This is a genomic window from Microbacterium sp. LMI12-1-1.1, assembly GCF_040676455.1.
GTDB lineage: Bacteria > Actinomycetota > Actinomycetes > Actinomycetales > Microbacteriaceae > Microbacterium.
In genome coordinates this window covers 416,853-431,351 of record NZ_JBEGIA010000001.1, presented here as the reverse complement: position 1 = coordinate 431,351, position 14,499 = coordinate 416,853, and the positions used below count along the sequence as shown (strand labels likewise).

General features: G+C 69.9%; 15 protein-coding genes. 8 read left to right on the top strand and 7 right to left on the bottom strand.

Features of this window, described 5'->3' with window-relative positions; translation table 11 throughout:
• The first annotated feature begins 8 nt into the window (after positions 1–8).
• From MRBLMI12_RS01955 to MRBLMI12_RS01940, 4 genes are all read left to right on the top strand, one after another.
• Positions 9–416, top strand: a complete 408-nt coding sequence (locus MRBLMI12_RS01955; RefSeq protein ID WP_363353421.1) for a helix-turn-helix transcriptional regulator — start codon at positions 9–11, stop codon at positions 414–416.
• 94 nt (positions 417–510) lie between these two features.
• Complete coding sequence (locus MRBLMI12_RS01950) at positions 511–918, top strand: VOC family protein (protein ID WP_349428197.1); 408 nt, start codon at positions 511–513, stop codon at positions 916–918.
• Positions 919–997: 79 nt separating this feature from the next.
• Positions 998–1,636, top strand: a complete 639-nt coding sequence (locus tag MRBLMI12_RS01945) for a DNA-directed RNA polymerase subunit beta (protein ID WP_363353419.1) — start codon at positions 998–1,000, stop codon at positions 1,634–1,636.
• A 285-nt stretch (positions 1,637–1,921) separates the two neighbouring features.
• A complete protein-coding gene (locus MRBLMI12_RS01940) occupies positions 1,922–2,809 on the top strand; it encodes an aminodeoxychorismate lyase (RefSeq protein ID WP_363353417.1) in 888 nt (295 codons plus the stop codon).
• A gap of 86 nt (positions 2,810–2,895) precedes the next feature.
• Here the strand turns inward: MRBLMI12_RS01940 and pstB are convergent, their stop codons facing one another.
• From pstB to MRBLMI12_RS01905, 7 genes are all read right to left on the bottom strand, one after another.
• Positions 2,896–3,675: a phosphate ABC transporter ATP-binding protein PstB gene (gene pstB / locus MRBLMI12_RS01935; RefSeq protein ID WP_331912250.1), complete on the bottom strand. Its 780-nt coding sequence runs from the start codon at positions 3,673–3,675 to the stop codon at positions 2,896–2,898.
• 33 nt (positions 3,676–3,708) lie between these two features.
• Positions 3,709–4,815 carry a phosphate ABC transporter permease PstA gene (gene pstA / locus MRBLMI12_RS01930; protein ID WP_349428194.1) on the bottom strand — a complete coding sequence of 369 codons (1,107 nt, stop codon included), beginning with the start codon at positions 4,813–4,815 and terminating at the stop codon, positions 3,709–3,711.
• A gap of 1 nt (position 4,816) precedes the next feature.
• The gene (gene pstC / locus MRBLMI12_RS01925) at positions 4,817–5,761 is read right to left on the bottom strand and encodes a phosphate ABC transporter permease subunit PstC (RefSeq protein WP_363353414.1); all 945 of its coding nucleotides are present in this window, start codon (positions 5,759–5,761) and stop codon (positions 4,817–4,819) included.
• A 75-nt stretch (positions 5,762–5,836) separates the two neighbouring features.
• Positions 5,837–6,946 (bottom strand): phosphate ABC transporter substrate-binding protein PstS, encoded by a 1,110-nt coding sequence (gene pstS, locus MRBLMI12_RS01920; RefSeq protein ID WP_349428191.1) that lies wholly within the window; start codon positions 6,944–6,946, stop codon positions 5,837–5,839.
• A gap of 239 nt (positions 6,947–7,185) precedes the next feature.
• The gene (locus MRBLMI12_RS01915; protein WP_363353412.1) at positions 7,186–8,124 is read right to left on the bottom strand and encodes an NUDIX hydrolase; all 939 of its coding nucleotides are present in this window, start codon (positions 8,122–8,124) and stop codon (positions 7,186–7,188) included.
• Positions 8,121–10,283, bottom strand: a complete 2,163-nt coding sequence (locus tag MRBLMI12_RS01910) for an RNA degradosome polyphosphate kinase (RefSeq protein ID WP_363353410.1) — start codon at positions 10,281–10,283, stop codon at positions 8,121–8,123. The genes MRBLMI12_RS01915 and MRBLMI12_RS01910 overlap by 4 nt, the downstream gene beginning before the upstream one ends.
• A gap of 73 nt (positions 10,284–10,356) precedes the next feature.
• Entirely contained in the window at positions 10,357–11,055 is a 699-nt protein-coding gene (locus tag MRBLMI12_RS01905; RefSeq protein ID WP_159842741.1) for a response regulator transcription factor, read from the bottom strand.
• Positions 11,056–11,192: 137 nt separating this feature from the next.
• Here MRBLMI12_RS01905 and MRBLMI12_RS01900 point away from each other — a divergent pair, with 137 nt between their 5' ends.
• From MRBLMI12_RS01900 to MRBLMI12_RS01885, 4 genes are all read left to right on the top strand, one after another.
• Entirely contained in the window at positions 11,193–11,483 is a 291-nt protein-coding gene (locus tag MRBLMI12_RS01900) for a hypothetical protein (RefSeq protein WP_349428188.1), read from the top strand.
• A gap of 135 nt (positions 11,484–11,618) precedes the next feature.
• Positions 11,619–12,221: an FABP family protein gene (locus MRBLMI12_RS01895; RefSeq protein WP_349428187.1), complete on the top strand. Its 603-nt coding sequence runs from the start codon at positions 11,619–11,621 to the stop codon at positions 12,219–12,221.
• Between the two features lie 40 nt (positions 12,222–12,261).
• Entirely contained in the window at positions 12,262–13,368 is a 1,107-nt protein-coding gene (locus MRBLMI12_RS01890) for a YgfZ/GcvT domain-containing protein (protein ID WP_363353407.1), read from the top strand.
• Positions 13,369–13,379: 11 nt separating this feature from the next.
• On the top strand, positions 13,380–14,492 hold the full coding sequence (locus MRBLMI12_RS01885) for an FUSC family protein (protein WP_349428185.1): 1,113 nt from the start codon (positions 13,380–13,382) through the stop codon (positions 14,490–14,492).
• Positions 14,493–14,499: the final 7 nt, after the last annotated feature.

Below are 14,499 nucleotides of genomic sequence, written 5' to 3'. Positions count from 1 at the left end.
TGAAGTCCGTGGTTTCCGCTCCGCAGACGACCCAGACGCTCGCACACCTGCGCCGCGCGCGCGACCTCATCGACCGTGACTACGCCCAGCCACTCGACGTGCCGACGATGGCGACCCGGGCCCTGATGTCGCCCGCGCACTTCTCCCGGGAGTTCAAGGCCGCCTACGGCGAGACGCCGTACGCGTACCTCATGACGCGCCGGATCGAGCGGGCGATGGCCCTACTCCGCGAGGGTGTCTCGGTGACGGATGCCTGCACCGCCGTCGGTGCGACATCGCTCGGCTCGTTCAGCTCGACGTTCTCCGAGATCGTGGGGGAGACCCCGAGCTCATACCGCTCACGCGCGCACGATGCCGCCGAGGCCATGCCGCTGTGCGTCGCGAAGATCCTCACGCGGCCGACCCGGTACGTCTGACGCGGAGCGGCTCGGCGCAGCGCCCGGCTCGCCGCTCGTGAACCGAGCAGGATCGGAGAAGCGCGGGTTCGCGAGGGATCGTAGCGTGGCATGCATGACGAACATCGCCCTGGCATACAGCCCCATCACCGTCGACGACGTCGACGCCGCCATCCCCTTCTACCGCGACGGTCTCGGCCTCGAGGTCGTCAACGACGTCTCGTACGACGGTCACCGCTGGGTGAGCTTCGGCTTCCCCGGCCAGCCCGGACTGTCGCTCGTCGTGTCGGATCCGTCCGCGGGCCGTTCGCCCGACGACGGCGAGGCTCTCCAGCGTCTGATCGTGAAGGGTTCCGGACCCGGACCCTACGTCTTCACGACCAGCGACCTCGACGCGACGTTCGAGAAGCTGCGCGCCTTCGGCGCGGAGGTGCTCCAGGAGCCCAAGGAGCAGGGGTGGGGTCCGCGCGACTGCGCCTTCCGCGACCTCGCCGGCAACCACATCCGCATCAACCAGGTCTGAGCGCCGGGTCATGTGCCTGCCCTGGGCGGCCGCGATGCAGCGCGAGCCGGTTCTCGTGGCGGCGAGTAGCCTGGACCGAATGAGCGATTCGTCCAGGGAGTTCCACAAGCCCGTCCGGCGCCCGGCCGAGGTCTTCGACCGGGCGTTCGCAGCCGAGGACCCGGCTGAGGTCTCGCGCGTCGCGCACACCACCGCGCACGCCCTGCTCGCCAGGGTCCGCGCCGACCCGGACGGCCGCGTCGTCGACCGGCTCGTCTCGTTCACCGACGAGAACGGCATCGACGACCTCGCCGAGCTGTGGTCGCGTTCGCCCGCGAAGACGCTGCCCGGCGCACTGTGGCGGCTGTACCTCGTGCAGCTCATGATCCACGACGACCCGCGCACGGCCGCGCTCCTGTACGAGCGCGGCCGTGCCGAGCTCGCCTCCGTCGACGACGTCGTGGCCGGCGCGCCGTCGCCCGCCGGGCCCGACGAGCTCGTCGCCCTGGTCGACACCATCCTGCGCGGGCTCTTCGAGGGCGACTTCGCGGTGGCCCTCGACCGCGCCGCGGCGTTCTGCCGAGTCCAGGCATCGGGCGCGACACACCTCGCAGACGACTACGAGACGACCGAACCCGAGCGCGCGTCGGCGTTCACCACGCGGGCGCTGCGCCTCTCGGACTATGGCGCCGACCTGTCGGCCTGCGCAGCCCTCTGGCGCCGCGACGCCCTGACCTGAGATCCGCTGGCGCTTCGCTCACGGCACTGGCGGTGAGACTGCAGCCGGCTGCCGAGACTGCGGGTGAAACCCACGGTCTCGGCGGTCAGTTGAGGTCTCACGGAGCACGGCGCGAAGGAAGCGCCCGGACGGATGCCGGGTACGAAAGTGCCGGGCCGCAGAACGCCTCTCGGCGCGGCGCCGCTCGTAGCGGCAAAAGTTGGAGCCCGGGGTTACTGCGGCCCGGCCGATCCAGTGTAACCGAGACGAGGGGCCGGGCATTCCCGAGCACTTAGGCTCGGGGACATGGCATTGCTCTTCGCGCTCGTCATCGACCCCGCGGCATCCGATGATCCTCGGTCCGATTTCGCCGGCACGTTCCGGGTCATCGACCCGTCGGCGCCGGCCCTGAGCGTCGGCGAGCTGAGCACGCAGCGCGGCGACGGCATCTTCGAGTCGATCGGGGTCGTCGACGGCCACGCGCAGGAGACACAGGCCCACCTCGAGCGGCTCGCACACTCCGCGCGCATCTGCGACCTGGCCGCTCCGCACCTCGAGCAGTGGCGCCAGGCCGTCGACGCCGCCGCGCAGCACGCGCCTCGCCAGGGCGAGGGCGTCATCAAGCTCATCCTGAGCCGCGGCGTCGAGCACGGCCCCGCACCGACGGCGTGGGTGACGGTGGCTGCCGCCGCCGACAACACCGCCGTGCGCGAGCACGGCATCCGGGTCGTCACGCTCGATCGCGGCTACGGCATCGACACCCCTGCGAAGGCGCCGTGGCTGCTGCTCGGCGCGAAGACCCTGTCGTACGCGGTCAACATGGCTGCGATCCGCGAGGCCAAGCGCCGAGGGGCCGACGACGCCGTCTTCGTCACCTCGGACGGCTTCGTGCTCGAGGCGCCCACCGCCTCTCTCATCCTGCGCATCGACGGCCGCTTCGTCACGCCCGCGCCGAACGGCGGCATCCTCCACGGCACGACGCAGCTGAGCCTCTTCGCCCACCTCGAGGAGGAGGGGCACGAGACCGGTTACGCCACGCTGCCGACGAGCGCGCTGACGGACGCGGATGCCGCGTGGCTGGTGTCGAGCGTGCGACTGGCGGCGCCCATCACGGCCATCGACGGCGCCGCGGTGCCGAAGGATGCCGAGCTCACGGCATCCTTCAACCGCTACCTGCTGAGCACGCGCGACTGAGTCGACCGACCGACCCCGCACGACTGAGCCGACCGACGACGAAGCCCCCGCCGATCGGCGAGGGCTTCGTGCAGCGATCGGGCGGTTCAGCCGAATCGACCGGAGACGTAGTCCTCGGTCGCCTGCACCGACGGAGTCGTGAAGATCGAGCGCGTGTCGTTGTACTCGATGAGCTTGCCGGGCTTGCCGGTGCCCGCGATGTTGAAGAACGCCGTCTTGTCGCTCACCCGTGACGCCTGCTGCATGTTGTGCGTCACGATGACGACCGTGTAGTCGTTCTTGAGCTCGCCGATCAGCTCCTCGATCGCGTAGGTCGAAATCGGGTCGAGGGCGGAGCAGGGCTCGTCCATGAGGATCACCTCCGGCGAGACCGCGATGGCGCGTGCGATGCACAGACGCTGCTGCTGGCCGCCCGACAGGCCCGATCCGGGCTTGTCGAGGCGGTCCTTGACCTCGTTCCACAGGTTCGCGCCACGCAGCGACTTCTCGACGAGAGCATCCGAGTCGGACTTCGACATCTTCTTGTTGTTGAGCTTGACCCCCGCCAGCACGTTCTCCTTGATCGACATCGTCGGGAACGGGTTGGGGCGCTGGAAGACCATGCCGACCTGGCGGCGCACGAGCACCGGGTCGACGTTCGCGCCGTAGAGGTTGTTGCCGTCCAGGAGCACCTCGCCCTCCACGCGCGCGCCGGGGATCACTTCGTGCATGCGGTTGAGCGTGCGCAGGAACGTCGACTTGCCGCAGCCCGACGGGCCGATGAAGGCGGTGACGCTGCGCGGCTCGATGCCGAGGGAGACGCCTTCGACGGCCTTGAAGTCGCCGTAGTAGACGTTGAGGTCGTTGACTTCGATGCTCTTGGACATGATTCCTGTCAGTGCTTTCGGGTGGAGGCTGCCTCAGCGGCCCAGCTTGGGGGAGAACACCTTCGCGACGAGGCGCGCGATGAGGTTGAGGAGCATCACGATGACGATGAGGACGAGAGCGCACGCCCACGCGCGGTCGATGTAGGCCTGGGCGGGGATGCCCTGGTTCATGTACTGCGAGTAGGCCATGACCGGCAGCGTCATCATGCGGCCCTCGAAGAGGTTGTAGTTCATCGACGTCGCGACGCCCGCCGTGAGCAGCAGCGGGGCGGTCTCGCCGATCACGCGGGAGATCGAGAGCATGACGCCCGTGGTGATGCCGGCGAGCGAGGTCGGCAGGACGATCTTCGCGATCGTGCGCCACTTGGGCACGCCGAGCGCGTACGACGCTTCGCGGAGCTCATTGGGCACGAGGCGCAGCATCTCCTCCGTCGAACGCACGACCACCGGGATCATCAGCACCGCCAGTGCGACCGAGCCCATGATGCCCATGCGGATGCCAGGCCCGAGGAACAGCGCGAACAGGGCGTACGCGAACAGACCGGCGACGATCGACGGGATGCCGGTCATGACGTCCACGAGGAACGTGATGCCGCGGCTCAGGCGTCCGCCCTGCCCGTACTCGACGAGGTAGATGGCGGTGAAGATGCCGATCGGGATCGAGATCACGGCGGCTGCGAACGTGATGAGGACGGTGCCGACGATCGCGTGGAGCGCGCCGCCGCCTTCGCCCACGACGTTGCGCATCGAGGAGGTGAAGAACTCGGCCGAGATGCCGGCGACGCCGTTGACGACGACCGTGATCGCCACCGAGACCAGCGGGACCATGGCGATGAGGAATGCGATCGTCACGACGCCGGTCACAAGGCGATCCATGCCCTTGCGGCGGCCCTCGACGAGGGACGACGTCGTCGTGATCAGCGCGAGGTACACCAGCGCCGCCACGACCGCCCAGCCGGCGACGTTGAAGCCGTCTCCGGAGCCCATCGCGACGATCGCGAAGAGGATGGCGCTGATGACGAGGCTGCCGACGAGGATGGCCCATGGCGCCCAGGAGGGGAGGTGGCCGCTGGTCAGCCGCGGGGTCTCGCGCACGGGCGCCGACTGCGGAGCCCGGGGTGGAGCGGTCGTCACGGTCATGTCAGTTCGCTCCCGAGAATTCCTTGCGGCGGCTGACGATCCATCGGGCGATGGCGTTGACCGCGAAGGTGACGATGAAGAGGATGAGGCCGGTGGCGATGAGGACGTTGATGTTGACGCCGTACGCCTCGGGGAAGGTCAGGGCGATGTTGGCGGGGATCGTGCCGGGGTTCTCGGCCGTGAACAGCTGGAAGGTCACCACGTTCGCGACGGAGAGCACCATGGCGACCGCCATCGTCTCGCCGAGCGCGCGGCCGAGGCCCAGCATCGAGGCCGAGACGATGCCGCTGCGGCCGAACGGGAAGACGGCCATCTTGATCATCTCCCACCGCGTGGCGCCGAGCGCCAGGGCCGCCTCCTCATGCAGGACCGGGGTCTGCAGGAAGATCTCGCGGCAGATGGCGGTGATGATCGGGACGACCATCACCGCGAGGACGATCGCGGCGGTGAAGATGGTGCGGCCGGTGCTGGAGACGGTGCCCGAGAAGAGCGGGAACCATCCCATGTTGGCGTTGAGCCATGCGTAGATCGGCTGGACGGCGGGGGCGAGCACGAGGATGCCCCACAGGCCGAAGACCACCGACGGAACGGCGGCGAGCAGGTCGACGATGTAGCCGAGCCCCTGCGCGAGTCGACGCGGTGCATAGTGCGAGATGAAGAGGGCGACCGAGACTGCCAGAGGGACGGCCATCAGAAGGGCCAGGAAGGAGGCCCACACGGTGCCGAAGGCGAGCGGCCAGACGTACTCCCAGAAGTTCCCCGAAAGGATGCTGGCGGTCTCCGACGTGGCGGTCAGACCGGGCACGGACTGGATGAGGAGGAAGATGGCGACCGCGGCCAGCGTGACGAGGATCATCACGCCGGCGCCGAGCGCGGTTCCCGAGAACCAGCGGTCGCCCGGCCGCTGCTTGACCTTGCCCGAGGCGGGGGCGGTCGTCGTGGTCATGGTGTCCTTCTGGATTCGGGTTCTCTCAGGGTGATACCCGGCCCGATCGCGAGGACCGGGCCGGGCATCGGGGTCTTACGGGGTGACGATCAGGTCGATCGCGGCGTTGACCTGCTCACGCAGGGAGTCCGAGATCGGCGCGCTGCCGGCGGCGGCAGCAGCGGCATCCTGGCCCTCAGCGCTGGCCACGTACTGCAGGTAGCCCTTGACGATCGGCGCCGCGGCCGCGTCGGCGTACTCCTGGCACGCGATCATGTAGCTCACGAGCACGATCGGGTAGACGCCCGCGACATCGGAGGTGCGGTTCAGCTCGATGGCGAGATCGCCCTCGCCGCGGCCCTCCTCGAACGGCGACTCGTCGACGATGGCGGCAGCCGCCTCCGGCGAGTACTCGACGAACTCGTCGCCGACCTTCACCGCAGCGGTCGAGAGGCCCTCCTCAGCGGCACGCGACGCGTCGGCGTAGCCGATGGTGCCGTTGCCGCCCGCGACGGCGGAGACGACACCCGAGGTGCCCTGGGCGGCCTCACCGCTGGACAGCGGCCACACGCCGTCGGCCTCGTTCGTCCACACGTCGCCGGCCGCCTGGTAGAGGTAGTCGGTGAAGTTCTCGGTGGTGCCCGAGTCGTCGGCGCGGTGCACCGGCGTCACGGCCAGGTCGGGGAAGGTCACGTCGGGGTTGAGAGCGGCGATCGCCGGGTCGTTCCAGTTCGTGATCGTGCCGGCGAACAGGCCGGCCATCGTCGCCGCGTCGAGGTTGAGCGAGTCGACGCCCTCGACGTTGAAGATGACGGCGATCGGCGAGATGTACGTCGGCAGCTCGATGATGCCCGACTCCTCGACGCAGCCGTCGAACGGACCGGCCTCGACCTCTTCGATCGTGAACGCGCGGTCGGAGCCCGCGAACGGGAAGGCGCCCGCCTGGAACGACTCGCGGCCGGCGCCGGAACCCGACGGGTCGTACGTGATCGTCACGTCGGGGTTGGCGGTCTGGAAGCCGGCGGTCCACGCCTGGACGGCGACCTCCTGAGCCGAGGAGCCGCCGCCGGCGATCTCGCCGGAGAGGTTCGACTCGGGTGCGTCGGTGGTCTCGCCCGACGGGGTCTCGTTGGAGGCGCAGCCTGCGAGGGCGAGGGCCGCGATTGCGGCGACAGCGCCCACCTGGGCGATGCGAGAGATCTTCACTGTGTGAATCCTTCACGTGTCAGGGAAAGAGGCCCGGGAAGGCCTTCGGGTTCGAACCCGGTGCGGGGTTCGTTCTGAAACGTAGGCTCGGACTCTTAAGAGAGTGCGCTGCGCGGGTGAACGGAAGGTGAACGGGATGCCGACATCCATGCGCCGGCATCGAGGTCGCACGGCGTCCCGCCGCGGGAATCCGCGGCATCCGGTGGCTGCTGTTCACTCGCCCGGCTGGGGCGCGCGGGTCAGACCTTCGGGATGTGGGTCTCGATGGCGACGATGCCCGAGCCGGGATTGTCCACCGACATGTGCACGACCGAGAACGCCGCCGGCTCGAGCGCCGACGCGCTGCCGAGGTACGACCCGCGCAGTGTTCCCGTCGCGAGTGCGAGCTCACTGAGGATGTCGGGCAGCACCGGCCCATGGCTGCACAGCACGGAGGGCTTGCGGGCGCGGACGCGTTCGCCGACGACGGTGCGCGCGTCGGAGGTGCCTTCCTCCCACGCGTCCTGGCCGATCAACCCGGTGGTGTCGATCTTGCGACCGAGAGCGGCCGACAGCGGCGCAACCGTCTTGACGCAGCGCACCGCCGGGCTCGACACGATCTTGCGGACGCCGAACGCGACCAGCGGGCCGACGATCGAGTTCGCCTGCTTGCGGCCGCGCGCCGCGAGCGGACGCGCGGCATCGCTGCCGTCCCACTCCTCGCGGGCGACCGCCTTGGCGTGCCGCAGCGCGACGATGGGGAAGGTGCGCAGCACGCCCTCGTCGATCAGCCGGACGAAGTACTCCAGGATCTCGGCGTCGACGGGATAGCTGAGCCGGCGGAGGGCCTTCTTCGGCGAGACCCACTCGATCGCGGCGATCTCCTTGTTCGGGACGAACGCGGAGGTGCGGATCGCCGTCTCCGTCGCCTCCGCCGCCCAGTAGTGCACGATCTTGGTGCGCTTGCTGGGCAGCCGGTAGCGCGAGACGCCGACGGGCACGCCGAGAGCGACACGGATGCCCGTCTCTTCGTGGATCTCGCGGACGGCGGTCTCGGCAAGCATCTCGCCGGGGTCGACCTTGCCCTTGGGCAGCGTCACATCGCGATACTTCGTGCGGTGGATCAGGAGCACGCGCAGCTTGCCGTCGACGACACGCCAGACGACGCCCCCGGCCGCGTAGACGGCCGTCTCGGTCATCGCACCGCCCGTGCCCGCCGGCGGCGCTGCACGTTGATCATGGTCCGGTCCTGGAGGTCCAGGAGCAGCTTGCCGTCCTCGCCGACGTTGTGGCGCACCCATTCGCCGTCGGGTCCCAGGTGCCACGAGCTGGTGGTGTCGCTCATGGACAGCGTGAAGAGGTCGTTGAGCTCCTTGACGTGGGCGGGCATCGACACGCGCACGAGCGCCTCGACCCGGCGGTCGAGGTTGCGGTGCATCATGTCGGCGCTGCCGATGTACACCACCGGCTCGCCGTCGTTGTGGAATGCGAAGATGCGCGAGTGCTCCAGGTAGCGGCCGAGGATGGAGCGGACCGTGATGTTCTCGCTCATGCCCACCACGCCCGGTTTCAGCGAGCAGATGCCCCGCACCCACACCTCGACCTTCACGCCGGCCTGGCTGGCCCGGTACAGCGCGTCGATGATCTGCTCGTCGACCATGGAGTTGACCTTGATGCGCACACTCGCGGGCTTGCCGGCGAGCGCATTGCGGCGCTCCTTGTCGATGAGGCGCAGCAGACCCTTGCGAAGGTGGAGAGGTGCGACCAGGAGGCGCTTGAACTTCTTCTCGATCGCGTAGCCGCTCAGCTCGTTGAAGAGGCGGGTGAGGTCGCGGCCCACGACGTCGTCGGCCGTGAACAGGCCGAAGTCCTCGTAGACGCGGCTGGTCTTGGGGTTGTAGTTGCCGGTGCCGACGTGGCTGTAGCTGCGCAGCACGCCGTTCTCCTCGCGGATCACGAGCGCCAGCTTGCAGTGGGTCTTCAGGCCCACCAGGCCGTATACGACGTGGACGCCCGCCTTCTCGAGCTTGCGCGCCCAGACGATGTTGTTCGCCTCGTCGAAGCGCGCCTTGATCTCGACGAGGGCCAGGACCTGCTTACCGGCCTCGGCGGCGTCGATGAGCGCCTCCACGATGGGGCTGTCACCCGACGTGCGGTAGAGGGTCTGCTTGATGGCGAGGACGTGGGGGTCCTTCGCCGCCTGCTCGAGGAAGGCCTGCACGCTGGTCGCGAAGGACTCGTACGGGTGGTGCACGAGCACGTCGCCCTTGCGGATGGACGCGAAGATGTCGGGCCGCTCGTTGTTGTCGCCGGGCTGGAAGGCGACCGCGGTCGTCGGCAGATGCGGCGTGAAGCGCAGGTCCGGGCGATCGATGCGCAGATCGAACAGGCCGCGCAGGTCGAGCGGACCGGGGAGGCGGTAGACCTCCTGCTCGGTGACGTCGAGCTCCTTGACGAGGAGGTCGAGCGTCACGTCGTCCATGTCGTCCGTGATCTCGAGCCGGATCGGCGGGCCAAAGCGGCGCCGCAGCAGCTCCGCCTCGAGCGCCTGGATGAGGTTCTCGGTCTCGTCCTCCTCGATCGCGACGTCCTCGTTGCGCGTGAGGCGGAACGCGTGGTGGTCCAGCACCTCCATGCCCGGGAACAGATCGTCGAGGTGGTTGGAGATGAGGTCTTCGAGCGGCAGGTAGCGCACCGTGCCCGCGGCGGCGGGCAGCTCGACGAACCGGGGGAGCATCGGCGGCACCTTCAGACGCGCGAACTCCTGACGACCGGTGCGGGCGCTGCGGATGCGGATCGCGAGGTTCAGCGACAGCCCCGAGATGTAGGGGAACGGGTGTGCGGGATCGACCGCGAGTGGCATCAGGACGGGGAAGACCTGCGCCTGGAAGTAGTCGTACAGCCGCGCGCGTTCGTCCTCGTCGAGGGTGTCGTACGAGACGATCTGGATGCCGGCGTCGGCGAGCGCCGGTTTGACGAGCGACGTCCACGCCTCGGCGTGACGCAGCTGCAGGCGGCGCACCTCCGCCGAGATGTCGGCGAGGACGTCCGCGGGGGAGCGGCCGATGTTCGTCGGGAGCGCCAGACCGGTGACGATGCGGCGCTTGAGGCCCGCGACGCGCACCATGAAGAACTCGTCGAGGTTGTTCGCGAAGATCGCCAGGAAGTTCGCCCGCTCCAGTGTGGGCAGGTTCGGGTCCTCGGCCAGTTCGAGCACGCGCTGGTTGAAGGCGAGCCAGCTGAGCTCGCGGTCCAGGTAGCGATGGTCGGGAAGCTGCGAGTCGAAGACCTCCGAGAGGTCGAAGTCGTCGTCGTCCGCATCGCCCAGGCCGGCGTCGAGCACCTCGGGTTCGATCATCCCCTCATCATTGCAGGGTCACGTGACGAGAGTGTGAACGGGGTGACGGATGCCGCGGGTCGAGCCCGGTCGCCTACGCCTCGGTGCGCTCGCGAGGAGCGGGCTCGGGCTCGTCCTCGTACACGTTGAAGCGGTAGCCCACGTTGCGGACGGTGCCGATGAGCTGCTCCATGTCGCCGAGCTTGGCCCGCAGCCGCCGGACATGCACGTCCACCGTGCGGGTGCCGCCGAAGTAGTCGTAGCCCCAGACCTCGCTCAGCAGCTGCTCGCGCGTGAACACCCGCGACGGGTGCGTGGCGAAGAAGTGCAGGAGCTGGAACTCCTTGTAGGTGAGGTCGAGCGGCCGGCCGTGCACCTTCGCGGAGTACGACGACTCGTCGATCGTGATGCCCGACGTCTGGATGCGGGTCGACACCTGCTCGGCCGACTGGCGTCCGACCGCCAGCCGGATGCGCGCGTCCACCTCGGCCGGGCCCGCGGTGAAGAGGATCACGTCGTCGACGCCCCAGTCCGGCGAGACGGCGGTGAGACCGCCCTCCGTGACGATCAGCAGGAGCGGCGCGTCCAGACCCGTCGTGTTGAGGATCTTGCACAGCGACTTCGCTCCGACGAGGTCCACACGGGCGTCGACGAAGATGATGTCGGCGCTGGGGGCGTTGACCAGCTGGGCGGGCTCGGCGGGGATCAGGCGCACGCGGTGGCTCAGCAACTCGAGCGAGGGCAGCACGGGGCCGCCTCCGTGAGTGGAACTGAGAACCAGGAGCTGTGCCAATGGATCGCCTTCCCGGCGCGTGGGGGCGCGCCGCGAACCCCAGTGTAGGGCGTGGCCGGGTTGCGGTTCGCTCTCATGACTTCGTGGACGCCGTCTGGACGCGTGCGCCGAGCGACCCGATGGGCGATGATGGAGGCGTGGCCGTGCCTGAACTCGCCCCTCGTCGCACCTTCGGGGGCATCGTCGCCGTGTGGGTGCTGGCGGCGCTGATCGCGATCGTCGTGGGCGTCTTCGCGACGCCGGACTGGCGGGCGGCCTGGCTGGGCGTCGGCTTGGGCGGATGCCTCATCGTCGCGTTCGCCACCCAGCTCTGGTCGGGCCGCTCCCAGGGGTTCACCGAGCGGGTGGCGGCGAGCGTCCTCGGTGCGGCTCTGGTGATGGGGGTCATCAGTCTCGGCTTCGGTCTGGCCGCCCTCGTTCCCGGCTAGACTCGGTCTCATGGATCTCGTCGCGCTCGAACTGTTCTTCGTGGGCCTGCTCGGTCTGGCGTCGCTCGCGATCGTCTTCGTCTCCGCGGTCGTCGTCAAGAACCTGTACCGCGGCCAGCGCTGACGGGTCGCGTCGTGCTCGAGATTCCGACCGACCTTCCCGCAGAGCTCGTCCCGCTGTCGTGGCTCATCGGCGTGTGGGAGGGAACCGGCGTCATCGACTACGGTGACCACGCCTACACGGGCGAGTTCACGCACCGCGTGAGCTTCAGCCACGACGGCGGCGACTACCTGAACTACTCCGCCGAGGCATGGCTGCACGACGCCGACGATCCCGAGGCGCGCACGCGACTGGTGGCCGAGCTCGGCTACTGGCGTCTCACCCTCTCTGCGACCGACGCGGACGCCGGACCCGGCCTGCTTCCCGCCGTCTCGGCTCCGGTCACCCGCACCGCCGACGACATCGAGGGGCTGCGCAACAGCGACGGCGGGTTCGACCTCGAGGTGGCCCTCGTGCACGCCGACGGCGTGAGCGAGCTGTACCTCGGCCAGATCAAAGGCCCCCGCATCGACATCGCCACGGACGCCGTGGTGCGTCCGGCGAGCGCCAAGGCCTACGCCGCGGCGACCCGCATGTACGGCCTCGTCGACGGCCACCTGCTGTGGGCGTGGGACATCGCCGCACTCGGCTTCGAACTCGGCGCGCATGCCTCAGCCCGCCTCGCGAAGCTGGAATGAGCGCTGGAATGAACACGTCTCGAAGTGAGCAGAGTGATCGATGACTGACCCGTTCGCCGCCGTCCCCGGCGCCGTCGTCGACGACGCCGGCCTGCAGCACGTGGGCAGCCCCCTCGTCGAGCAGCGTCGTCTCGCCGCCGGCGCCGCGATCGCGCCGCGCCGCGACCGCGCGGTCATCGCGGTTCCCGGCGAGGACCGGCTGACCTGGCTCGACTCGCTGTCGTCGCAGGCGCTGGCGCGCCTTCAGCCCGGCGTGAGCACGGAGCTTCTCATCCTCGATCCGCAAGGACACGTCGAGCATGCGGCATCCGTCCTCGATGACGGCGAGACCACGTGGCTGATCGCCGATCGCGCTGATGTCGACGGCCTCTTCGACTGGCTGCGCAAGATGCGCTTCCGGCTGCGCGTCGACCCGCGCATCGCCGACGACGAGTACGCGGTGGTCGGCGGCACCGCCGCGGCGCTCGAGCGCATCTCGCCCGCCGCGCCGTCGGGCATGCCCGTCGTGTGGCGCGACCCGTGGCCGTCCGTCACGCCCGGCGGGCACGCGTACGCCCCGGTCGACCCGCATCCCGGTGCCGATCGCGACTGGGCCGAGGCGATCGTGACACGTGACGAGGAGCAGCGGATCGCGGATGCCGCGGCCGCCGGTGATCTCGAGCTCGCCGGGCTCGCAGCGGTCGACGCGCTCCGCGTCGCGGCATGGCGCCCCCGGTGGACCGCTGATGTCGACGAGCGCGCTCTGCCGCACGAGCTCGACTGGCTGCGCACCGCCGTCCACCTCGACAAGGGGTGCTACCGCGGCCAGGAGACCATCGCGAAGGTGCACAATCTCGGCCACCCGCCGCGACGGCTCGTCGCCCTGCAGCTCGACGGCTCGGACAGCGTCCTGCCCGAGCACGGTGCGGCGGTGCGGGTGGGCGACGACGCGGTCGGCATCGTGACGTCCGCGGCGCTGCACTACGAGGAGGGGCCCATCGCCCTGGCGGTCGTGCGCCGCACCACTCCGGTCGACGCGCCGCTCACGGTGGACACCGCCGACGGCCGCATCGCCGCGGCGCAAGAGGTCGTCGTGCCGCCCGATGCCGGCGCCACGGCGAACGTCCCCCGGATCACCCGGCTGTCGCGGCGCGCGGCAGCGCAGTAGGAGCGGCGGCGGTGAGCGGCGACGGCGACACCGCCGCGATCACCCAGACCGTGCCCACGGGCTGGCGCGCCCGGCTCGATCTGCGGCCGCAGCTGGCGCGCGTCCGCGGATCCGCGATCGCGATCGTGCAGATCACGGTGGCCGCGACCGCAGCGTGGGCCTTCGCGCACTACGTGGTGGGGCATCCGGCGCCGCTGCTCGCGGCGACCGTCACGATCTCGAGCCTCGGCCTCGTGCGCGACGCCCGTCCTCGCCGCGTGCTGGAGACCGTCGTCGGGATGCTGGTGGGCATCCTCGTCGCCGAGGGCTTCGTCGTGGTCGTCGGGCCGGGGTGGTGGCAGCTCGCGCTCGCGCTGGGTGTCACGCTGCTCGTCGCCCGGTTCCTGTCGCCGTATCCGCCGTTCGCGATCATGGCCGGGATCCAGGCGTCGATCGTGATGTCGCTGCCGGCATCGCAGCCCTTCTCCCGGCTCATCGACGGGATCGTGGGCGGTGTGGCCGCCCTCGTCGTGACCGCGCTCATCCCGCGCAACCCCCGCAGCGAAGAGGCGAGAGACGGACACGCCGTGTTCGCGGCGGCCGATGCCGCCGCGCGCACCATCGTGCAGGCGCTCCGCCGCGGCGATGCGCTGCGGGCGACACGAGGGCTCGAGAAGGCGCGGGCGATCGGCCCCCGGATCGACGAATGGCGCGCGTCGCTGGAGTCGGGACTCGCGGTGGCCGGATTCTCGCCGTGGCTGCGTCCCCAGCGCGCCGAGCTGCGGCGCCACCAGACGGTGCTGCAGGCCATGGACTTCGCCACGCGCAATCTTCGCGTGGTCGCCCGCCGGGCGGTGTACCTGTGCGACGACGGCCAGCGCCGCCCGGTGCCGGCGGAGCTCCTGGCCGAGCTGATGCGTGGCGCCTCCCTCGTCGGCGAGAGCCTCGACGACATCTCGTTCCAGCCCGCCGCCCAGGAGGCGGTGCGGGCGGTGGCGACCCGTCTCGACCCGGCGCAGATCCTGCCCGACGGCTCGCAGGGCGAGCAGTACCTCATCACGGCGCTGCGCCCTCTCGCGGTCGACCTGCTCACCGCAACCGGCATGCCGTCGGCCGAGGCGCGCGCCCTGCTGCCGCGGGTGTGAGGATCCG

Excerpts from the sequence above, each read along its gene's own strand:
- MRBLMI12_RS01950 (WP_349428197.1), top strand. The coding sequence starts at position 511 with ATGACGAACATCGCCCTGGCATACAGCCCCATCACCGTCGACGACGTC.
- MRBLMI12_RS01945 (WP_363353419.1), top strand. The coding sequence starts at position 998 with ATGAGCGATTCGTCCAGGGAGTTCCACAAGCCCGTCCGGCGCCCGGCC.
- MRBLMI12_RS01940 (WP_363353417.1), top strand. The coding sequence starts at position 1,922 with ATGGCATTGCTCTTCGCGCTCGTCATCGACCCCGCGGCATCCGATGAT.
- pstB (WP_331912250.1), bottom strand. The coding sequence starts at position 3,675 with ATGTCCAAGAGCATCGAAGTCAACGACCTCAACGTCTACTACGGCGAC.
- pstA (WP_349428194.1), bottom strand. The coding sequence starts at position 4,815 with ATGACCGTGACGACCGCTCCACCCCGGGCTCCGCAGTCGGCGCCCGTG.
- pstC (WP_363353414.1), bottom strand. The coding sequence starts at position 5,761 with ATGACCACGACGACCGCCCCCGCCTCGGGCAAGGTCAAGCAGCGGCCG.
- MRBLMI12_RS01915 (WP_363353412.1), bottom strand. The coding sequence starts at position 8,124 with ATGACCGAGACGGCCGTCTACGCGGCCGGGGGCGTCGTCTGGCGTGTC.
- MRBLMI12_RS01910 (WP_363353410.1), bottom strand. The coding sequence starts at position 10,283 with ATGATCGAACCCGAGGTGCTCGACGCCGGCCTGGGCGATGCGGACGAC.
- MRBLMI12_RS01890 (WP_363353407.1), top strand. The coding sequence starts at position 12,262 with ATGACTGACCCGTTCGCCGCCGTCCCCGGCGCCGTCGTCGACGACGCC.